The sequence below is a fragment of the Sedimentibacter acidaminivorans genome (assembly GCF_017873955.1).
GTDB lineage: Bacteria > Bacillota > Clostridia > Tissierellales > Sedimentibacteraceae > Sedimentibacter > Sedimentibacter acidaminivorans.
In genome coordinates this window covers 333419-356985 of the sequence record NZ_JAGGKS010000001.1, presented here as the reverse complement: position 1 = coordinate 356985, position 23567 = coordinate 333419, and the positions used below count along the sequence as shown (strand labels likewise).

11 protein-coding genes are annotated in these 23567 nt (G+C 31.0%); 8 read left to right on the top strand and 3 right to left on the bottom strand.

The features are described 5' to 3' along the window. The first annotated feature begins 83 nt into the window (after positions 1–83). The 3 genes from J2Z76_RS01535 to J2Z76_RS01525 all read left to right on the top strand — a co-directional run bounded on the left by J2Z76_RS01535 (position 84) and on the right by J2Z76_RS01525 (position 14085). Positions 84–6101, top strand: coding sequence for an immunoglobulin-like domain-containing protein (locus tag J2Z76_RS01535; RefSeq protein ID WP_209510219.1), 6018 nt, complete (start codon positions 84–86; stop codon positions 6099–6101). 63 nt (positions 6102–6164) lie between these two features. Next, positions 6165–12482 (top strand): S-layer homology domain-containing protein, encoded by a 6318-nt coding sequence (locus tag J2Z76_RS01530; RefSeq protein ID WP_209510218.1) that lies wholly within the window; start codon positions 6165–6167, stop codon positions 12480–12482. 133 nt (positions 12483–12615) lie between these two features. Further along, the gene (locus J2Z76_RS01525) at positions 12616–14085 is read left to right on the top strand and encodes a S8 family serine peptidase (protein WP_209510217.1); all 1470 of its coding nucleotides are present in this window, start codon (positions 12616–12618) and stop codon (positions 14083–14085) included. A gap of 151 nt (positions 14086–14236) precedes the next feature. Here J2Z76_RS01525 and J2Z76_RS01520 read toward each other — a convergent pair whose 3' ends face one another. From J2Z76_RS01520 to J2Z76_RS01510, 3 genes are read right to left on the bottom strand one after another with little or no spacing between them, the layout of a single operon-like run. Continuing rightward, complete coding sequence (locus tag J2Z76_RS01520) at positions 14237–14959, bottom strand: alpha/beta fold hydrolase (protein WP_209510216.1); 723 nt, start codon at positions 14957–14959, stop codon at positions 14237–14239. Positions 14960–14973: 14 nt separating this feature from the next. Further along, on the bottom strand, positions 14974–15306 hold the full coding sequence (locus tag J2Z76_RS01515) for a hypothetical protein (protein ID WP_209510215.1): 333 nt from the start codon (positions 15304–15306) through the stop codon (positions 14974–14976). Positions 15307–15321: 15 nt separating this feature from the next. After that, the gene (locus J2Z76_RS01510) at positions 15322–15975 is read right to left on the bottom strand and encodes a helix-turn-helix transcriptional regulator (protein ID WP_209510214.1); all 654 of its coding nucleotides are present in this window, start codon (positions 15973–15975) and stop codon (positions 15322–15324) included. A 385-nt stretch (positions 15976–16360) separates the two neighbouring features. Here J2Z76_RS01510 and J2Z76_RS01505 point away from each other — a divergent pair, with 385 nt between their 5' ends. From J2Z76_RS01505 to J2Z76_RS01485, 5 genes are all read left to right on the top strand, one after another. After that, on the top strand, positions 16361–18388 hold the full coding sequence (locus J2Z76_RS01505; RefSeq protein WP_209510213.1) for a transporter substrate-binding domain-containing protein: 2028 nt from the start codon (positions 16361–16363) through the stop codon (positions 18386–18388). Continuing rightward, positions 18363–19742 carry a sigma-54-dependent transcriptional regulator gene (locus J2Z76_RS01500; RefSeq protein ID WP_209510212.1) on the top strand — a complete coding sequence of 460 codons (1380 nt, stop codon included), beginning with the start codon at positions 18363–18365 and terminating at the stop codon, positions 19740–19742. The genes J2Z76_RS01505 and J2Z76_RS01500 overlap by 26 nt, the downstream gene beginning before the upstream one ends. 246 nt (positions 19743–19988) lie before the next feature. Continuing rightward, positions 19989–21026, top strand: coding sequence for a TAXI family TRAP transporter solute-binding subunit (locus J2Z76_RS01495; RefSeq protein WP_209510211.1), 1038 nt, complete (start codon positions 19989–19991; stop codon positions 21024–21026). A gap of 19 nt (positions 21027–21045) precedes the next feature. Next, on the top strand, positions 21046–21558 hold the full coding sequence (locus J2Z76_RS01490; RefSeq protein ID WP_209510210.1) for a DUF1850 domain-containing protein: 513 nt from the start codon (positions 21046–21048) through the stop codon (positions 21556–21558). Continuing rightward, entirely contained in the window at positions 21540–23501 is a 1962-nt protein-coding gene (locus tag J2Z76_RS01485) for a TRAP transporter permease (RefSeq protein ID WP_209510209.1), read from the top strand. The genes J2Z76_RS01490 and J2Z76_RS01485 overlap by 19 nt, the downstream gene beginning before the upstream one ends. Positions 23502–23567: the final 66 nt, after the last annotated feature.

Below are 23567 nucleotides of genomic sequence, written 5' to 3'. Positions count from 1 at the left end.
AAAAAAGATATGAAAGGGAGGGTAAAAGAATAGATGTTTAAAGGTTTAAGTAGATACTATTTTTTTAAGAGAGGAGGGGAAAAATGTTTAAAAGAGTAATTTCTTTATTTATTGTTGTGATGATGGTAATAGCTATGATTCCAATGAATCAGGCATATGCAGCACCAAAAGTAAAAAGTATGAAAAGGGTTAGCATGTCAAAAGTTCCTTCGTTACATTTGATGCATGCTGGGTTTAATTTTAGTAGCTATAGCCAGATGCCAGATAGCAAGGGGCCAGTTTATGACAATCCAACAAATGAAGATTTTAATACTGGAACATGGAAAAAAGATACTATTGATGGAAAAGGTGTAGCATGGCCAGGACAAAGAGATAGAGCAACCATGGGATTTTGTGTGAGTTTAGAAGATCACAAATTGCTTGGAGCAGCATTAAAAGGGCAACTTAAAGCATATGCAAATGCATACTATGACAATTATAAAGGTGATAAAGATTATGGTGCACCTTTTATTGCAAAGTATAATAGAAATGGAGGTTTCCTTGGAAGGAGCAATGGAGATAATCATGATGTTTCTAATTGGATAAATAACAACATGACAATTAGTGTACCAACTAATACAGCTTATCTAATTTTCGGGGTGAGAGGTAAAAGGTCTGGAGGATTTTTAAATAAAGACCTTGACATGAATGTTAACAACATTTATGGAATGATTAAAGACACTACACCGCCAGATATAGTTAGATTAGAAAATGGTAGCCCACACATGTCAGCTGAAACAGAAAAACTTAAACAAAACAGAGCTGCACTAGAGCCTAATGTTTATATTACTATGAGTGAAGATATCTCAAGTTTTTCTAATATGGTAGTAACATTGACAGCAAATGATGGAAGTACGTATAACGTTGGACTTCAATATTTAGATAAAGATAGTTTCAACTATAGCAATGGCGATGTAAAATACAAATTCAGAATAATGACTGAAAATATTTCTGTTCAAAAACATTTTGAAAAGGTTACCCTTTATTCTATTTCGGCTAAAGATACAATTGGAAACACTACAACTAATACAAAAAATATATCTTGTAATAAAAGAGTTGATACCAAAGCCCCTGTTATTAATATTGGAAATACACCAAATATATTTAATGTAGATGATTATTTTGGCCTTTCAAAGGTAACTAAAACAATTAGTTCAAATAATATTAATAATGCACCTGTATCAGTTACGGAAACAGGTACGGATATAGCAGTAGTGAATGCAGTAAAAAATTCAAATTTTACTATAGAAAACACAACTCCAAATACAGGAATGTTTAAAGTAACTATAGATGCGTGGGATTTAGTTAATAATTACACAAAAAAAGAACAAAACTTGTTTATGATATCAAATAAGCAACCAATTCAATTCACATTAGAAAACAGTAATAATCCAATGTTTAATATTATACCAAGTGATGTTAGTTCAAACACTAAGAATGCACTTACAAACATGTATTTAAAAACAGATATAGATCCTAAATATTTATCAGGAGCTACTATTTATTACAAATGGAGTAATATTTATGATGAAAGTATATTAACTAACAATCCTAATTCAAGTTGGAGTCAAGTATCATTTGAAGTAAATAAAAATATTACAAGTCAAATAACTATACCAGTAGAAATGAAGTCAGAGGGAGTAGTTAATTATTTAGGACCTAAATATAATGAAGGGTATCTTTATATTATACCTAAAATAGATGATGATACTACTGCTTCAGCAATGCTTAGAGCTAGTAGTATGGCATTTGCTGAAACGGGAAGTGATACTAGTGGTAAATTTAATCTTGTTGATAGTAAGCCTGCAATAGGACAATTTATTAATAGAGGCTGTGAATGCACAGGTCAATCATATACCGGTGACACGGCAGAAGAACATTATGGAGCAATTAGAAGTCATACAATGGACATAGGGTTTGGTATTAGTGAAAATAATGAAAGTTTGAATAGTATAAAATACTTCATTAGTCCAAGATCAAATACTAATTCCTACATAAGTAGCGGAACTATAAATAAAAATAGTGATGGACAATACAATATACCAATTAACTCTATTAGCAATAAAACGGGTAATTACGTAGTCACGGTGGCACTTTACTCTAAAATGGGAGATATAACAGTACAAAAAATAAATGTGAACATTGAAAGCCCTGTTATAGGTATAAGCAATATAATGTATAATCAAACAACTCAAAACCTTGACTTTACAGTTACCTACAATAAAAATACTTTATTTGATGAAAGTTTTGAGGACATAAATATTGAATTAACAGATAAGGACTTTACTGAGTTTGAAGATGTAGAAACTGGTTCAGATAAAATAAGCGTTTATGCTATACCTGAAATAAATGGAATAATTCCTAAAGAAAATTGGGAAGATTCAATTGGTGATAATACTTTCATTAGAACCGAATTCACACAAGATGCAAACGATTTGAATTTAATGAGAGCAGAATTTAGAGCATCATTGTCCAATATGGAAAAATCGGGAGATGCATTTATTAAAAAGGCAGGAGCTAAGAGAGTTCATCTTAGATATACTACATCAAATAATGTTCAATCATTTCATAATAATATTGCTGTTATAAACAAATCAAATATTCCTCCAAGTGTAAGTTTGACTGGAGGAGAACAGGGAAGTTATTTAACATCAACTGAATACAACTTAGCTGTTGATTCAGCAGTTGCAATTAAGATAACAGAGCCTATAGTTAACTTAGATAAAGCGTATTATGATTGGGTTGAAAGTGCTAGCACTTCCTTAGTTCAAGTAGATGATTCGATTAGTGGAACGGAAATATTAGATAGCGATGGTGACGGTACAATTGAGCTTATACCAAAAGATATCCCACAAGTTACAGGTGAGATTCTATATAAAGCATACTATCTAGCAGTATACGCAAAGAATACAGCTGGCAAATTTATTGAAAAAGCATATGGGCCGTTTTATGTTTTAAATGAAAACATAAATGATAAAAGGTTCAACATAACTGCTACGGATAAAGCACTTGATGAAAAACAAGTTCTCATTGCGATAGATGATAAACTACATATGATTGATAAACTTCAAAAGCCAGATAAACTAAGGGTTGTATGGCAAAATACTGAAGACATGCAGCATAGTGTAGTTAAAACTTATGATTTAAGCTTTGAAGACAGGGTAAATGAAGGTGAAACAACAAATCTAGCAGTTATCAATATTCCGTATGTGTCTCTTGTAGATACAGATGGTATAGGAGGTACTATCCAACTGAAAAATATAGAAATATATAATTCAGAAGATAATACTAATGTTTATAAAACTTTATTGCCTGACAACATAAAGAATACGTTGCCTAAGCATTTTGTAACTATCAATGGTCTAAATGTTAAATCTGATGAGGATAGCATATCATATCAGTGGTCAAGAAATCCTTATGCAATTCCTGTTTCATGGGTTACAACACATGGTGCTATAACAGGAATAGATTTTGTTCCTGAACAAAAATCTAGCATAATTAACAACAGTATATATTTCTTTGCTAAAGCATGGAATAATGTATATAGGTCAGATAAAATAGAGCTAATAAAACCAGATACACTTAAAACAGTTGCGGTAAAAGATATAAAAATTGGTGAAGCTGTAAGTGGGTATTATGGTTTGCAAAATGGTAGTAAGGAAAATACTTTAATAAGGATTTCTGTGAATGATGCTTCAGAAATTGATGAAATTTTAAAAGTTGAGTGCTACGATCAACTAAGTGTAACTTCTTCTACAGCCATTAACGTAAGTAAGATGTTTAAGATATCAGAAGATGAAATAGTTGGATTCATTCCAAGCCTTGTAACAAGTGGTGGCGCAATAAGGTGCAATGTATCTATAAATGGATTTGATTCAGGTAAAACAATTATATCATCAAATATAGGTGAAATCTCATCTGAACTAGAAGAAAAATTAGATGTAGTAAAAGAAAACAGAGTTGTTATATTAGAAAATAGTTCCGAATACACTAATTATACCTTGTATCAAAGAGAAGGTAAACTGTTTAACTTTGATGAATTAGGAAAAACAGAGATTTATGAGAATGGTGATTATTTACTAGTTTATAAAAACAACTCAAACCTTTTTGCAAAAATTATAAATGTTAGTGGTATAGAGTACAGTTTAAGTGATATTATAACAACTCTAAGCCCTGAAAAACCAGTAGAAGGCAAGGTGTTAGAACCTGTTACAGCAACAATTGCAATGCCGTTAGGTTCTGTAATCAAAGATAAATACGGTGTTATTGATAATGTTTCAAATGTAAATGATGAAGTAATTGCTTCCTTTACTACTACAAGAAGTGCTATATATTCATTTAATGTAAAATTTGCCAACGATGAAGATTTGGATTACATAGTTGACTTAAGTTATATTGGTGAAAACTATACACCAATTCTTACAACAGTAACATCATCATCTGCCATAACTTATACTCCTATGGGACCAAAGCTTACAAATGATAATGTTGTAGTATTATTATCGGATATAAATGTATTAAACAATAATAATGAGAATAGTTATTCATTTGATAAAAACGGCAATTACAGCTTTGTTGAAAAAGATGCTGAGGGGAACTTAATTGAATATAAAACATCTGTAGATTGGATAGATAAAGTTTGCCCAGAACCTGTTGCTAAAAAATATGTGTGGTATGATTTTAATTCAGATGGAAAAATAAGTCCAGACGAAAAAGGTTCGGAAATACCTAAGGGCTATAAAACTAAACATGATGTTATAGTTGAAATAGAATTTCCACATGCTAACGAAACGGATAGACCTGTAAAATTGGAGGATACAACTAATTTCACAGTAGAAGAGTTATCTAGTACTGAAGGCTTTGCTTACAAATATGTTATGGCATATAAACCAACAGTTACTGGAGATGCTACACCTGTCTTCAGGGAAAAATTAGTTTTCACAGACACACTAGCAAATTCTTTTGTTTATAATCTAGTAATTAATGAAATAGATAGAACTGATTTACTGACAAAGTTAAATTATAGTACAACTAACTATACCAATAGGGACGTTGTAGTATCTATGTCAGCAAACAGACCTATTAAGAGATTTGATAATATTAATGTAACAGATGAAAATGGAAACGTAACAACTGTGGAAAAAGATGCGTCTCCAACATATGTTTTCAAAGAAAATGGAACTAAGGATTTTAACTATAGGCAAATAGAAGTTGTTCCAGGAGAAGAAGAATCTGGAAAGCTTACAGCAAATGTAACATGGATAGATAAGAGCGTACCAAGTGTAAAAACTGAGTATAGCAACAAAGCTACAAATTCATCAGTTGAAATCAAATTTACTGTACTAGATGGGGTTGCAGAGGGTGCTAGACTTAAATACAATTCACAGTCGATTTCATTGACAGATAAAGGAACCGACAAAATTGGAACATATACTGTAAATCAAAACGGTACATATATGTTTGAGGTAAGCAACAAATATGGAAATATTGGAGATGTAGTTGTACCAATAAATAGTATAGATAAAGAAGAACCTATATTAAATATTACAGGTAGAAGCAATGTATATTTAAGAGTAAATGATAAGTATTATGATAAAGGAGCAACTGCTCTTGATAATAAGGACGGAGACATTACAAAAGGTATAACCGCTGCAAGTAATGTAAATACTTCAATTCCTACTAATAACGTGCCATATGAAGTAACATACACAGTAACAGATGCTTCTGGAAACACAAGTTCAAAAACTAGATATGTAAATGTTCTTGATACAGAATCAGCAGTAGTAATAGTTCAAGATAATGTTATTGATTTAAAAAGTCAAGTAACTAATGACATATTACTTCTTGATACTGGCGTAGTATTTGTCGAGTTTGTAGGAATTGATGGTAATTATACGGTTAAATATGCACGTGGAGAAAATTATGATAATGCATATTTCAAAACTAATGGTAGTTATATGTCTAAACTTGGAACATTTACTGTACAAGAGGGAGTATACACATTGTATGTACAAGACCAAGAAAGAAATACAAGGATGATTACATTAAATTTTGTTAAATAAAAAGATATTGAATGAGGGGACGGACTGATTAAACGTCCCCTTATCCAGATAGGTGGTGAAAAGATGTCGAAACGATTTAAAAGAGTAATTTCAATGATACTAAGTTTATCTATGATTTTATCATATGGGCTTACATCCATAGCCTACGCTGATGAAGTAGGCTCAGGGGCAGATTTGAGCGATACAAATGGCAACTGGGGATATCCTGTAGTACAAATAAATAACGAGGTAATAAGAGTAACCGCAGATAAACAAACAGGTCGTTTCATAACAGAAACACTTAGCGGTTTGCCAAATAAAAGTGCAGATGATTACCAAGATTTACTTTATGGAAATAGATTTGAAGGACCAGAAACTTCATACACATCAGTTCGCATTAATGGTGAGGATTACATTTATGGAAATGACTATGGATTCTTAGGGCTAGCAGGACATTACACCACGGTGCCATATGTTGATTTGGATACAAACAGTATAATAAGTGAGTGGTCAATTAAAGATATTGTAATAACACAAAGGCTTACATTAATGAACAATCCTAAGTTATCAAGCATTGGTAATGTATATGCGACTTATGACATTGTGAACAAGGGCACAAAGTCAAAATCAGTAGGAATAAGAATGTTACTTGATACTAAAATTGGATCAGTTGATTCGCCAGTGTTAACGGTACCAGGTGATGGATTTATTTATAAGGAAAAAGAATACGTTGGTGATGAAATACCATCTATGTGGTATGCTCTTGAGAAATATGTAACACCACAAGTGATTGCAATGGGTGCTGTTTCAGGGGAAGGTTTATCAAAGCCTGACAAACTTCAATTTGCTGCTTGGGGAGACGTATCACAAACTAAATGGGATTATAACATTGATCCTGCTAAACAAATTATAAAAGTTACAGTTGATGGTCAACCTTATGACGAGGAAAATGGTATTTATCCAGATAATGCTACAATTGATTATGCTGTAAAGGATAGTTGTGCTGTTATGTATTGGAATCCAGTAGAATTAGAGATTGGAGAAACTAAGTCTATAGATACAGCCTATGGAGTAGGAGATGCATCTATAAAAGACAATGATCCTGGTTATAGAATTAGTTTGCAAGGAACTGATAAGCTTAATATGAAAGCTGATAAATCAGGATATACAGTTGATTATGTAAATGCAGAATTTAACATAGATAACAACTTTGATACTTCTAAAAATATAGATAATCTTCAAATAGATTTAGAATTGCCAGATGAGTTGGAATTAGTTGAAGGAGAGCAAAAAACAGTTATAAAAACTTTAACCGTAGGTTCATATCAAAGAAGTATGTGGAAAATAAGTCCAGTAGTTCAAGATAAGTTTACAATTTCAGCCTACTCAGTACTTGTAAGAGCCGAGGGTATGCCAGCACAAAGAATTACAAAAGTACTCATTATGGAAGGCAAAGATGGGGGATTACCAAAGATAACATTTCTAGATAGCGCTCCTAAAACACCTTTTTATAAAGAAGACATAAGTAGAAGTGTGTTTATAAATGGAAGTGGATTTGATTCATTTGGCGGAGCAATAGGTCAAGTTATGGAAGCAAAACTTATTCAAGGAAATAAGTCATTTACTATAGATTGGAGCACATTTAGAAAAATTTCTGATACGGTAATAAGTGTAGGAGTACCAGATAATGTACCTGTTGGTACATACGATTTGTTTGTATCAGTTTCAGATGCAACAAGTAATAAGTATGATAAAAAAACATTTAAAAATGCAGTTGTAGTATCGGATGATATAAAATATTCTTACAATCTTATTAGTAAAATTGAATTCCCTATAGTGATGCTCGATGATGGATATAATACACCAGAAGAAACGGTTACAATATATGGTAAATTTATTGACAATAAGAATGGTACATATACATCAATTGGCTCAACTGTAGAGAATCCTGTAAAGATAAACAATGCGTTGAAATTTGCGCGTGGTACATTATTAGTAAACACAAATCCGAAAGATGCATCAATAGAGGCATCTGATGGGGTGTTATGGTGCGATATCGTAAATGAAAGGAATAAAACATCCGTTCAAGCTGTAATAGCAACAGCAGGATTTAAGTTTGAAGAAACAAGTAAAATTGGTGATGAGGACACAAAGGTACGAATGGTTTATGAAGTAGGTGGTTCGGGTTCAAGTTATGATGTATCCTACAAGAATGTACCTGTATCTCTAGATGAAGTTATAATTACAAAAGAAGGTATAGATATTAAAGGATCAATGGGTATTCTTAATCCATTGACATATGGTACAAATGATTTTACTCCAAGTAGCAATATAAATAAAGCAGTTGGAGATTCTCTTAGTGAGCTAGCTGTAGGATATTTCGAGGCAGAAGTAGATAACATATCAGTTAATCAAGATGGAATGGATATTGAAGGAAAATTTGCTTTTGAAATGCCTTTCGTAATGTCTTTATTTGCTGGAGCGAATGCTATTTTAGAGGTAAATACTAAACAAGAGCATTTTGTGGTTGAAGTAGCAGTTAGCCTTGGTGATATGGTGGAGGAATCAGCAGGTGCAAAAGCACGGATTGGATTTAGGAAAGGTAGATTTGACGAAATTTATGTAGGTGCAGATTTTCCAACGCCATATACGGTAGCACCACCTATTCCTATTGGAATTTCAGGTTTTTCTGGAGGACTTAAAAATCTTTCCTTTGCTGGTGCATTTCCAATTACTATAATCGTTGGAATCGCTATTGAAGATTCTACAGGTATAGAATTTTTAGGATACAATCTTTTGTCTGCAGAGGGTGAAATAGCACTTTCACCATTCCACTTAGAAGGTGAAGCAGAAGCGGATTTATACATGATGGATTTAGCTGAAGTTAGTGCTAAATTTGTCTGGGCAACATGGGACCCAGAAATTGAAAAAAGAGGAATTAGAATAGATGCTACAATACATTATAAAATCTTTAAAGGAAACATATTTATATCCTACTTTGATGGAGAGTCCTTTCTGGGTAGAGCTACATTAGCAATTTCAGTGCCAAGTGTAGTTCCTGTTATAGGTGGATTAGATTTAGCAGGAGTAATTGCAGAGGTTACAGAATATAGTATTGCAGGGTCTGTATTTGTTTTAGAAATCAGTGTAGGAGTGAGATATTATTTTGCTACTGGTAAAACAGAGTTTCTAGAATTAAAAGATGAATTAGAAAAATTGGGTAATGGTATAATTGTTGAATATGATAATAATTGTATTGCTCAATATGGATATAATTTTATTCCACTAGAATATACTCAATATGCAGATGAAGATTCACAATTCATAACAGAACTTAATTTGACGGATAACAGCAATGTTATGCTAGTTTTAAGAATGACAAAACAACAATTTGATAATCTTGATGAAACTTCAATTAAATTAGTTAAACCAGGTACTGGTGGAGTTCTGGACATAAGATATATGAACAATACAGAGTTGTTAAATAGTGATGGAACTATAAATGATTCTGTAGTAGGTGAAAATGAGATAGTTGCTATTAAGCAGGTTATAGATATGTCAGAACAAGGACTTGTAAATGAATACATGGTTTCAATACCAATAGCATCTCCTGAAAATGGACAGTGGACTGTTATTACAAATGGTTCTATGGAAGTTTTGCCATTCTCCGCAATGGAAAATCCAGAGATAACAAACTTCAGTGCTTCCTATAACTCGATAAATAGCACAATTACAGCAGACTGGAAGCTAAAGGGTGAACCTGATAAATTTAGATTTTACATTGTAAATGCTGATGAAGTGGATAATGAAATGATTGATAATCCACCCGCTTTGTGGGGAACAGGTACTCTTCTTTATGGACAAACGAATACAACAAAAGATTATGTTGAACCAACAACTGGAGAAATTATACAGGTAGAGGATGAAGTAATATATACAAAACCTACAGCAGATGGAGAAGAGGGTACATTTACAACAAAACCAATTAATCTACCAACAGGGTCGTACTACATTTATGCTAAGGCAGATAAAGAAAACACTGTAGCAGATTATAAAGTATATTTGGTTGAAGTTACTAATCCTGTAACACCAGATGCACCAACAGGATTTTTGGTTAAAGATATTGGTAACAATCAAATAAGCATTTCTTGGGATGCAGACTATAGCATGAATCAGTATTATATTTACAGAAAAGAAAGTCCAGTAGCCAAATATGATACTAGCACTCCAATAGTTGTGTATAATGTATATGATCCAGATGATTATGAACCTTTGTTTGAAAATTGGCCTGGGAATCTTCCTAAGGAAAAACTTCAGAAATTTGAGGTAGTAATCGATGGGGATGAATTAGATGAAAACAATCCCCAAGATAAAACATACTATTTCGATATTAGAGCAATAGGTACTAAGCCAAATGTAGTAGTTAATAAATTACCCTTAGTACAAAAAAATTCCATACCAAATGTTACATCTTCAAGTGGGACCATAGGTGTACCAGCTTCGGGTTCTGTTAATGTATTGGTGCCAGAGGAAATAATAGTCTATTCTGAAGTTAAATCAGCAGATAGTAAAATAGTCCAACAACCATATGTAGAAAAAGATAATGATGGTATAGAACAAAGATATTACAAATATGTAACTAATTCTAGTCATATTATAATTAGTGGAAATACAAATATTCCTGTAAAATATGGCATTCAGCAGGATGGTAAAAATTTAGATTCAGCTAATACGGAATTTACTACTAGTTTTAGTGAAAATACAACTTTAAAAGAGGGCATTAACTATTTTATTATAAACTACGAAAACGAACATGGTGATAGATTAGTTGAGGAATATGTGGTGGAATATGATAATAAGGCACCTACTTTAGTTATAACAGAGCCTAAGGACGGAGCGGTTGCAACGAATGGTAAAATAACTGTTACAGGAACAACTGATCCATTTGCTACTGTTACAATAAATAATGTCAACTATGATGCAGATGCAGATGGTAATTTTCATACGGAAATAGATTTTAAAACTGCATATTTGTCTAAACTAAACTTTGAGGTAAGAGATTCAGCTAACAATGTAACCAAAAAGGAGATTAGTGTCTTAAATGATTTAGTAGAAGTAAGTGATATTTCTATAGTTCCAGAATTAAAATTAATGACTACAAAAACAACTCAAAAATTATCAACATATATATCACTCGATGATGCTTTAGGTGAAAAACTACCAGATAGTTCGGTAGAATATAGTATAATACAAGGTGGTCAATTTGCAGCTATAAGCGATGATGGTGTTTTAACTGCAATATATGATGGTACAGTAATTGTGAAGTCAGAGTTTTTTGTAACAGATAGAGCTTCAATAAGTGATAGCATAGTTATTGACATATCAGGAGATAAAAGGCCAAGCTCTAAATATTATCCTCCGGTTTATTCAAGGGAGCTGTTAACATGGCTTGCAGGAAGTGAAATGTCAACAAAAGGTGGAACTATAAAAACCAGTGATGGTGTAATACTTGAAATTCCAGAAGGTGCTCTACTGTACTATTTAGATAATGTTGATATATTTGCATTCAAAGATATACAAAGCCTTTTAGAGAGAATGAATATACCAAGCGGAGTATTTTCAGTAAGCCAACCATATTATATAAATCTTGTAACAGATTTTGCTAAACCAGCTAAGCTTACTTTACCTGTCTCAAATGCGGAAAATGCTTATATTTATTATTATGATGAAGAAATAGGTACTTTGATTTATAAGGGCGGTGAAATGTCAACTGACAAAAAATCTGTAACAGCAAATATAACTAAACCAGGTATGTATATTGCATTGGCTAATCCTACACAGGATATTTTTAAAGATATAGCACCTGATTATTGGGGATATGATTATATTTATGGATTGAATTTTTTAAATATTATCAATGGATATAATATCAATGATGAGGTAATTTTCAATCCTAATGCAAATATTACAAGGGCTGAATTTGTTAAATTGCTTGTTGTAACACAAAACATCAATTTAAGTGAAGCTGAGGATGTAGAACTTAAGTTTTCTGACAATGACAACTTGCCATCATGGACATTGATTTACATCAAGGCAGCAGTTATGAATGGTTTAATAAATGGTAAACAGGTGGAAAATAAAAATTACTTTGCACCAAGTGATTATATAACCAGGGAAGAAATAGCCACAATTATAGGAAGAGCATTAGATTCTAAAGAGAAAAGTGATAGGTTGTTTAATGATAGCAGCAGTATAAGTAGTTGGGCGTCGGAAGAAATTTCTAAACTTGTAGAACTCGGTATAATTTCAGGCTATGATGATAATACATTTAAACCAAGGAACAATGCTTCAAGAACTGAAGCTGCTGTAATGATTTATAACTATCTAAAACAATTTAGGTAATACAAAATGTATTAGAGATTTAGATAATGAGGCTGTTACAAATCAGTGTATATAATTTAGTATGATAAATATTTTAAATAACAGCCTTATTTTAATTAAACTATTTAATAATAATAAAAAGTTTGGAGTAACTATGAAACTAAAAAAGTTATTAATTATTTTTGTTTGCGTATTTTCTATTTTAAATATTTTTATATTCGCAGCTCAGGCTAAAACAGTAAAGACAGATAAAATTATTGTTGCCGTAATAGATAGTAAAATAAATATAAAACATAAGTATATAAAGAATTACTGTTTATTTTCAAAGAGCTTTATTATAGATAAAAGCAATGATACAGGACATGGTACAGCTGTTGCTGGAGCCGCAGTCAAGTATTCATCTTTTATTGCACAAAATCTGTGGGACTCAAGCAGCAATATAAAAATATTGCCAATTGAAATAAATGTTCTTGATATACAAACTGATTATGGCGAGCAAATGGGAAATGCAATACAGTATGCAATAGATAGTGGAGCAAAAGTAATTAATATGAGCTTTTCAAGTTCAAGTCCAAATAAATATGTTTATGAAAAAATTAGAAATGGCTTAGAAAAGGGAGTTGTTTTTGTATCTGCAGCAGGAAATTCAGGATATGATATATATTCATTCCCTGCTGCCTATGATGGCGTAATATCAGTTGGGTCCTGTGGGATTAATGAAGATGGAACATATTATATTAGCAAGTTTTCTAACTGCAACGATGATGTCGATTTATTGATGGAAGGTGAAAAAATATTACTTCTAGATAGCGAAGATGGCTTTGTAGAAAAAACAGGTACATCTTTTTCATCAGGTAAGCTAAGTGGAATAATTGGAGAATTAATATACAGATATCCTAAACTTAATAGTGAGGACATAGTTTACGCATTGTATGATACTGCTTTAAGTATTGAAAATGATAAGGGAAGCGGCCATGGAGTTGTAGATTTATATAATGTAAAAAAATATTTAAATGAGCTAAATTCTACCGGAAAGTCTTCTTTGGGTTATTCAAGTGCTGAATATGACAAGTTGATAAATATGTTATATACTGATACAGATAATTCAGTGTCCGTAGGTCGAAGTCATACAGTATATATTGAAAATAATGAAGTAAAAGTAGTTGGAAATACAAGCTCAAACAGGGCTGCAGTATGGAAGTGGAAAGATTTAATAAAAGTTTATGCTGGTAATGACAATACAGCTGCGATTAATTCAAGTAATTTACCCATGGCAACCGGCTACAATGTATTTAACAAAAATATATTCAGAGGTTGGACAGATATAGATAGTTTAAGTTTATCGCCTAATTTTACAGCAGGACTAACAACTGATGGAAAAGTTTATGTAACTGATTATCTCCAGGGTAAAATAACAGATGAATGGAAAGATATAGTTCAAATATCTACGGGTGCTCATCATCTAGTAGGACTTACTAAAGATGGTAGAGTACTAACAACTGGATACAACATTTATGGCCAAATGGACACGAAATCATGGAGAAACATAATAAAAATAGCCTCAAACTCAAAAACAACAGTAGGTCTAACCAAAGATGGTAAAATTGTAGTATCTGGACATTAGTATATTTAATATTTTTGAAATAATAGATACTGATTTGCACCTTGTTAAGTACAAAGATAAAAAATATACTCCTTTAAAGATAGCAGTTTAGTATTTTAACTATTATGTTTAAGGGAGTATTTTATTCTTTTAAATAGCGTAGAATTTTGAATTAAATCTCAATACATTGGATGAGTCCTTCTGTATATACTTTTGGGTTTGTAAATAAGCCTTCATGGTCACATTCTATCTCCACAACCTCATTTTGCCCTTGTGCTTTAAACATATCTAAAAATGCTCCTGGTGCAACAGATTTGTCTTTAGTGCAATATAATAGTACTAGAGGTATATTTAATTGGTTAAAATCATTTGCATTTATTTTTGTTTCCATTATTACTAGGGGTTGAGTAACAAGCTTGCCCATCAATGCTTCTATACATTCTTCTGAAGCTTCCGTAGCTAACATTCCTTTTACAAACATAATATCAATAGGAATAGCACCATCACCACTTTCTTTTGCAAGAGTTCTCATACCTTCTTTTATTTCATCGGGAACAAAATCAAATTGGGATTTTCCATGAGGAAGCAACCATGCATTATTAAATATTACTTTTTCAACTTTTTCGTTCGCCTTTGGAATAGCCATCTGTAAAATGTGTCCTGCACTAGAGTGTCCTACAACAATAACCGGTTTATCTTGGTTGTTGATTTTTTCAGAAACATATTTTACATAATCATCATATGTAACAACTTTGTCGTCATCCTCTCCATTACCAGGTAATGTTAAAGCTTCTGATTCATAACCTTTTTCTTTTAATAATTGTTGAACCTCCATCCAACAGCTGCCATTATGCCATGCACCATGAAGTAATAAAATTTTACTCGCTTTATTCATTTTACTTTCTCCCTTCATTTTCTCATACCATTTAAATAGAAATATCCTTTTTGTATAAGATTACAAATAACTGCAGAACTATTTTGTTTTTTATTAAAATAGCTTTCAGACAAAGAGGATATTTTATTACATAAAAGTTCGATTTGATCTTTTTGATTATTCTCAGAAATATTAACAAAAATAATTAAATTATCATCTAGGTTAAAAAAATCCTTATCACTATAATAATCCACGATAATAGAAATTCGGTTAATATCAATTCCAGTAGATTTTGATAAATCTTCACTTAATAATTTTAAATCTACAGTTGTATTTGTTTTTTTTGTTTTTATTAAAATACAAGGCAAGTAATCACCTCCTCGTCACTCTATTTCACGCAAATATCGATATATGCTTGTTTCTGAAACATCAAGTTGTTTAGCTACTTCTCTTACAACACCTTTTATTCTAAAAACACCTTTCTCTTTTAATAATCTCAAAATATTAATTTTTTCTTCCATATTCATCCTATCAACCGGAATTTCTGGTTGATGGACAATTTTTTTCATGATACGATATGTATATTCTTCTATACTTTCTTCTTCCTCATTAGCTTTATGATTGTCATTTAAAGTGTTCCCCATAAACTGTGAAATGAATTTTTCGGTAAGCTTATTAAGCGTAATTATGGAGGATAGGTCTATATTGACACAAAATATACCAATCAATTCACCAGAAGAATCTTTTATAAAAAAACTATTAGATTTCATATCACCGCCTTCAATTGTTTTATGAAATCTGTTAGCTGAATAGCTATTACCTTTAGAAATTTCAATTTGTTTTTTTAATATATCATCTTTCTCTATTCCAATTGTGCGGTTGCTAATGTGACCATTTTTTATAGCAATTATAGATGAACTTTCTTCTGTTATTTCGTGAAGAACTATTTCACAGTTTTCTCCATATATTTCTGATAGAAAATCAATGAAAGTCATAAACATATTCATTAAGTATTTTCTTTCTATATCTTTATACATTATTAGCCTCAACTATATTTTATTTTGATAACATTTTCCTAAACTATAATATTATTAAATTTTTAGTTTTGACATTTGCCAAAATTTAAATTATACTAACTACTATTAGTTAATGGTAAAAAAATTACCATCATGGTAATTATAACACTACAATTGGTATTAGTCAATTCATAATATATATTGGAATAAAAAATAATTATTATGAATTATAAAATGCAATATTTTATACTTTAAAAAAAGTAATATTATAAATATGTTAACATTTTTGAACTTAAATAAATAGAATTTATTTAGTTAGTGAATTAAACCACGCTGTTTTTACTTTACAATGAATTAGTAATATGATTTAATATATATTGTAAAATAGCGAGAAGGAGTGATGTTTGTGAAAATTATTAAGTTTATATTAGTTTTAATATTTATAATATTAATCACAACAGTCATATGCTTTGGTTATGTAGAAAATGAAATACCTACAAAAATTGTAAGAATTGGATTTGATCCAAATTTGCCACCATATCAGTTTCATGAAAACGGTGTTTATAAGGGATTTAATATAGATTTGATAAATAAAATTGCAAAGAATAATAACATTGAATTAGTAATGATTCCAATGCCGTTAAATGAGTGCTTATCAAAATTTAAAAGTCAAGAACTTGATATGATTATGGGAATTAGATATATGAATGAACTTGATGATGTCATGGAAGTAAGCGATAGCTTAGTTCAATCTACAATTTCAATTGCAATGTTGAAAAGTAAAGCTAGTAGAGTTCAAAACACTTTAAATGTATCACCACTTGTAATAGCAGTTGAACGAGGTTCTATTGAGTATGAGTTTGTAAAAAATATTAAAAAGGCAAATTATAATGTTGCATTTAATCAAGAATCCGTTATAGAGCTTCTTCTTATGAGAAGAGCAGATATGATGATAGGGGTAAGACATGTATTAGAATATATACTAGATAAAAATGATTTAACAGAGTCATATGTTATAAGTAATAGTTATGAAACACCAATTAATTATTATCTTGGATTGAGAAAAGAAAATAATGGGTTATTAAATACTATCAATTCAGAACTTAGAAAACTAAAAATGAATGGTGAATATGAAGAGATATACAATAAATGGATTAATGATAAAAATATAGAAAATCAAAAACGAATTAAAAGAAATTTATGGGTAATGTCAATAGTAATTGTTGTTGTATTGCTTATTCTTTCTGCAGTTGCATATGTTAATATTAATCTTCATCATAAAGTAGAAGAAAAAACAAAAGAGTTAAGTGATTCAAATAGTCAACTTCAAAAGAAGATACTTGAAATTAGAAATAGCAATGAACTTAAGAACCTTATAACTGAAAGTAGTCCGAGAAGTATAGTAATATTTGACAATGAAGGCAAGATTACTACAATGAATGAAAACTGCCTTAAAATTTGTGGTTGTACATATGTACCAATAGGTGAGAGTGTATATGATTATTCTCCTATAAATATGATGCTTGATAATAATATTGAGAGAGTACTTAATTTTGGTGAAAGTTATATGGGTAAAGAGATGGAATATAGAACAAAGGATAGAAAATGGACATTTAGATATGTAATATATCCTTTAAATGATTATGAGAAAAAAACTAGAGGCGCTATCATAACAATAGAAGATGTTACGGATGAAAAAATCTATATGGCACAGGCAGCAGAAAAAGAAAAAAATAGAGCCTTAATACAAATAATATCAGGAATAGCTCATGAAATTAGAAATCCTCTGACCTCTATAAAAACATATGTTGAGATTTTACCTAGAAAAAAAGATAATTTAGAGTTTCAAAAACAAATATCTCAAGTAGTGCCTAGAGAAGTTGAAAGAGTAAATACATTAATTGAAAATCTAATTAATTATGCAAAACCTAGAACTAGAAATGTTGAGAAGGTTCTAGCAATGGATGTAATAGAATCTTGTGTACTTTTATCTAAACCTATAATAAGTAGTAACAATATTGATTTGAAAATAAATGTTGATAAAAACTTATATATAAGTGTAGATAAAAATCAAATAAATCAGGTATTGTTAAATTTATTGCTTAATGCAATAGATGCAATATCTGAAATGAAACTTTATAGCAATGAGATAAAAAACTATGTAATAATAATCAACTCATGGAGAACAAGTAATAAAGTTTATATATCGGTTGAGGACAACGGTATAGGCATAGGTGAAGATGAATTAAATAATGTTTATGAATTATTTTATACAACAAAAATTAAAGGTAGCGGAATAGGACTTCCTTTATCCAAGCAACTTGTTGAAGACAATGATGGAGAAATTACAATAAAAAGTAAAAAGTATATAGGTACAAAAATTATAATAACTTTTAAAGGAGATTTTTATGAGACGGAAAATATTGATAATTGATGATGAAATTGATATATGTACATCGTTAACATTTGCTTTAGAAGATAAATATGATGTTAAATCAACTATAAATCCAAAAGAAGGTTTAAATATGCTTATAAAGGAAAGTTATAACCTTGTGCTTTTAGATTTGAAAATTGGAATGGTTGATGGAATAAATGTGTTGAAAGAAATAAAAAATTTAGACAAATCTATTCAGGTTATTATAATGACTGCATATGGATCTATAATGTCTTCAGTAGATGCTATAAAAAAAGGAGCATATACATACCTTACTAAACCGTTGGATTTGAACATACTTGAAGATTCTATAACTCAAGCATTAGAGTATCAAAGGAATAATGAAAAAGTAAAATATGTTGAAAACACACTTGGTGATGAAAATAGTTATAATGGAATAATAGGTAAAAGTCCTGCTATGAAAAATGTGTTTCATATGATAGAAAAGCTTAAAGATGTTGATACAAGTGTTGTTGTAACAGGAGAAAGCGGTACAGGCAAGGAGTTAGTTGCAAGGGCAATTCATTATTCTGGGAAGAGAAAAGATGGAAATTTTGTTGAAATAAATTGTGCGGCTATTCCTGAGGGTTTATTAGAGGAAGAACTTTTTGGACACAAAAAGGGGACGTTTACAGGGGCATTATCAGATAAACAAGGTAAATTTGAATATGCTAATAATGGAACAATATTTTTAGACGAAATAGGAGATATGCCATTTAAATTGCAGTCAAAACTTTTGAGAGTCCTTCAACAAAAAAGATATACTCCGCTGGGAAGCAATATACCAGTTGAATTGAATGTTAGGGTGGTTGCTGCTACCAATAGGGATTTAAAAAAGCTAGTAGAAGAAGGAAGATTTAGAGGTGACTTATATTTTAGGCTTAATGTTTTTGAAATAATATTGCCTCCATTGAGAGATAGAGTACAGGATTTACCTCTTTTAAGCAATCATTTCATAGATATTTATAATAATTCAATGAATAAAAATGTTATTGGATTATCAAAGAAAGCAGAGGATTGCTTACTTAACTACAATTATCCTGGCAATATTAGAGAGTTGTCTAATATTATAGAATGTGCAGTTTTACTTGCAAAAGACGATGTAATTGAAACTGAAAATCTTCCTGTAGAAGTTCAAAATAGAAAAATTAATATAAACGATGAATTAGACTTAAATATGGGAACCAGTATTGGTACTGAGAGTCTTGTAGGATTAACTTTACAAGAAGCAGAAAAGAAATTGATAAAAGCAGCTTTGGAATTAAATAATGGTCATAAAAAAGCTACAGCTACAATGCTTGGGATTAGTGAACGTGGCTTAAGATATAAAATAAATGAATATGGTTTAAATTGATGAAATATTAAGATTTAAAGCGGCAAAAAATTCATATCGGCAATTTTTGCCGCTTTTTTATAGGCAAAAATTGCCGATATGTTATAAAATTGTATTAACATATTAATATGTTGTATTTATTTTTATGAAATTTGAGTAATCTATAGAATTTACTAAAAATAAAAGTTCTTGGCACAAAATTTGCTTATATATAAGATGCTAGTTAATAAGAGATTATAAAATAATAAAAATAAGTGGAGGAGAATTATGATTAAGAAAAAAATTGCTTTATTATTATCGTTAACAGTTTTAGCTGCATCAGTGTTAACGGCATGTGGAGGTAATGATGCTGCACCAGAACAACCAGCAGCTGAAAAACCAGCAACAGAACAACAAGACCAACAAGCAGAAATAAATAAAAGTGATTATTTCATTACTGTAGCAACAGGTCCAACAAGTGGTTTGTATTATCCAATAGGAGGAGCTTTCTCAAGTGTGTTCCAAAATAAATTAGGATATAAATCTTCAGCACAATCAACAGGTGCTTCTGTAGAAAATATAGGTTTAATATCAAATAAAGATGCAGAATTAGCTATAGTAATGTCAGATGCAGTAGCACAGGCATATGATGCATTTGGTGCATTTGAAGGAAAAGAGCCAGCAACTGATTTAAGAGCAATAATGGGATTGTACCCTAACTATGTTCAATTAGTTACAACTAAAGAGACAGGCATTACTAAATTTGAAGATTTAAAAGGTAAAAGGGTTGGTATAGGTGCGCCAAATTCAGGAGTTGAATTAAATGCTAGAATGATGTATGAAGCACATGGAATGACATATGAAGATAGTAAAGTTGACTATCTAAACTATGGTGAAGCAATAGACCAAATGAAAAATGGTTTAGTTGATGCAGTATTTGTAACAAGTGGTATTCCTAATGCTACAGTTATGGAATTAGGAACAACTGCTGACATAGTATTAGTTCCTATAGAAGGAGATGGTTTGAACAACTTGACAGAAAAATATCCGTTTTTTGTTCCTGATGTTATTCCAGCAGACGCGTATGGAACAGATGGTGATATAAATACAGTTACAGTAAGAAATATAATGCTAGTGAGCAAGGATTTACCTGATGAAGTTGTATATGACTTAACAAAAGGTATATTTGAAAATATTGAAGATATAAAAGCATCACATGCAACAGCTGCAAAACACATTTCTTTAGAAAATTCTCATTTAGGTGTTGATATACCTTTCCATCCAGGTGCAGTAAAATATTACGAAGAACAAGGTATAACTAAATAAGGTGAAAAGTAAAAATAAGATGATGAAGCATTTCGGTGCTTCATCATATATGAAAAAAATTCTGATATTTATGTTTATCTCAATATTTGCACTAAGTGTTTTTTTAAAGATTGGATATACCAAGGTTCTAACTATTTCACATCAAGAAACAGGAGAAGTATACGAAAAAATCAGAGTAGAATCAGGGGAAGTTCTAAAATATAAATGGATACATTCGTTTGAGCATATACCATGGATAGAAGAATACAAAATACTTGATAATAATAGCCTGCAGTTATACGAAATCAAAGTAGCCGGATTTGGAGCAGGAATCCCTGAAAATAAAGGTATAGTTGAAGTAAGAGATGGAATGGTTGTAATGAGTAATTTAGATCAGAATTTTGAAGAAATTAATTGGATTAATTCCAATACGGCACTTGAATATATAGGTTTAAATGATGAGGAAATAATAAAAGGTAGTGACTTACCACATCATGAACCATTAAAATTAGTTGTGAAGGAGATGTTATCAATATGGCCAAGATTTCACTAGACGCCAAAGACAAAAATATAGAAGCTCAACAAACTGAGCTGTTAGAAAAGTTTGATAAAGAGTCAAAGACCAGGAAATTTGAAAGTAAAACACTAGCAAAATCAATATTTTGGATCGCAATAATTATAGCTTTATATCATTTTATTACTTCGTTTATAGGTTATCCAGCAACACATAAACACAGGTCATTACACGTTGCAATGATGTTATTTATGACATTCTTTTTATATCCTGCTACAAAAAATACAAGCAGGAAAAAACCAACATGGTATGATATTATTTTTGCAGTTTTAGCATTAGCAGTAGCTGCGTATGTTTGGTTAGATTACAGTAATTTTATTAATAGAATGGGTTCACCAAATACTATGGATATAATTATGGGTACTATACTTGTGTTTACAGTGCTAGAGGCATCAAGAAGAATCTCAGGGTGGCCACTTGTCATATTAAGTATTTTGTTCATGCTTTATGGTCTTTATGGGCAATCAATGCCAGGCATATTTGCTCATAGAGGTTACAATTGGACAAAGCTAGTAAACCATATTTTTATAAATACAGAGGGAATTTACGGAACCTCAGTTAATGTTGCAGCTAGTTATATATTCTTATTTATATTGTTTGGTTCAATAATGAATAAGTCTGGAATGGGACAGTTTTTTAACGATATAGCTCTTGCACTTGCAGGACATACAAAAGGTGGTCCAGCAAAAGTTGCAGTTATAGCAAGTGGATTTTTAGGAAGTATAAATGGTTCAGCAGTTGCAAATGTTGTAACAACAGGAGCATTTACGATTCCTTTGATGAAAAAAACAGGATACAGTAAAGAATTCGCAGGTTCAGTTGAGGCTTCATCATCAGTTGGTGGGCAGCTATTACCTCCTATAATGGGAGCAGCAGCATTTATTATGGCAGAAATGCTAGGTGTAAAATATGGCGTTATAGTTATAAGTGCAGCAATACCAGCATTGTTATATTATTTGGGAATATTGATTCAGGTTCAATTGAGAGCATCTAAAAATAATTTAGAAGGTATTCCTAAGGCCGATTTACCAAAAGTAAAAGAAGTAATGAAGGCAAGAGGACATTTAATAATACCGATTATATTCTTGCTTTATATGCTTTTGTTCAGCGGAAAAACAGTTATATTTTCAGCATTTCTAACAATAATAGTTACAATTGCAGTAAGTATGATTAGACCTGAAACTAGAATGAGCGTAAAAGATATACTTGATGCATTTGAAGAAGGTACACGCTCGGTGGTATCAGTAGCAGTTGCATGTGCAGTTGTTGGAATTATAATTGGAGTTGTAAGTTTAACAGGATTTGGGTTAAACATGGCCAATGCAATTATTCAGATTGGTAGTTCACATTTGTTAGCAACATTAGTATTGACAATGATTACATGTATGATATTAGGAATGGGATTACCATCAATACCAGCATATTTAATTACTGCAACAATTGCAGCACCAGCATTAATTCAATTAGGAGTTCCCAATATAGCGGCACACATGTTTGTATTCTACTTTGCAATGTTTGCTAATATAACACCACCAGTTGCACTTGCTTCATTTGCAGCGGCTGGAATTTCAGGCGGAGACCCAATGAAGACTGGTTTGCAATCAGTTAAATTATCATTAGCAGGATTCATAGTACCATACATGTTTGTCTATAATTCAGCATTGCTATTAATAGATACTACACCTTTGCTAGCAATTCGTGTAGTAATTACATCTATTATAGGTGTTTTGATGATTGGAATAGCTACAGAGGGTTATGTGTATACAAAGCTCCCTATGCTTTTTAAACCAGTAGTATTCGTAGGATCACTATTGTTGATTACTGAAAATGTATATCAGGATTTTATAGGATTAGCGATACTTGTATTACTAATAATCTTACAAAAATCAAAGGCGAAAAAAGAACTAGCAAATAAAGCATAAAGATATATTCGAAAATAAGAAAAGACATGGAGATATTGATATTTTCCATGTTTTTTTGTGCACCAA

What these genes read in the sequence shown, in the direction of transcription:
- J2Z76_RS01535 (WP_209510219.1), top strand. Translation starts at nt 84, where the DNA reads ATGTTTAAAAGAGTAATTTCTTTATTTATTGTTGTGATGATGGTAATA.
- J2Z76_RS01530 (WP_209510218.1), top strand. Translation starts at nt 6,165, where the DNA reads ATGTCGAAACGATTTAAAAGAGTAATTTCAATGATACTAAGTTTATCT.
- J2Z76_RS01525 (WP_209510217.1), top strand. Translation starts at nt 12,616, where the DNA reads ATGAAACTAAAAAAGTTATTAATTATTTTTGTTTGCGTATTTTCTATT.
- J2Z76_RS01520 (WP_209510216.1), bottom strand. Translation starts at nt 14,959, where the DNA reads ATGAATAAAGCGAGTAAAATTTTATTACTTCATGGTGCATGGCATAAT.
- J2Z76_RS01510 (WP_209510214.1), bottom strand. Translation starts at nt 15,975, where the DNA reads ATGTATAAAGATATAGAAAGAAAATACTTAATGAATATGTTTATGACT.
- J2Z76_RS01500 (WP_209510212.1), top strand. Translation starts at nt 18,363, where the DNA reads ATGAGACGGAAAATATTGATAATTGATGATGAAATTGATATATGTACA.
- J2Z76_RS01495 (WP_209510211.1), top strand. Translation starts at nt 19,989, where the DNA reads ATGATTAAGAAAAAAATTGCTTTATTATTATCGTTAACAGTTTTAGCT.
- J2Z76_RS01490 (WP_209510210.1), top strand. Translation starts at nt 21,046, where the DNA reads ATGATGAAGCATTTCGGTGCTTCATCATATATGAAAAAAATTCTGATA.
- J2Z76_RS01485 (WP_209510209.1), top strand. Translation starts at nt 21,540, where the DNA reads ATGGCCAAGATTTCACTAGACGCCAAAGACAAAAATATAGAAGCTCAA.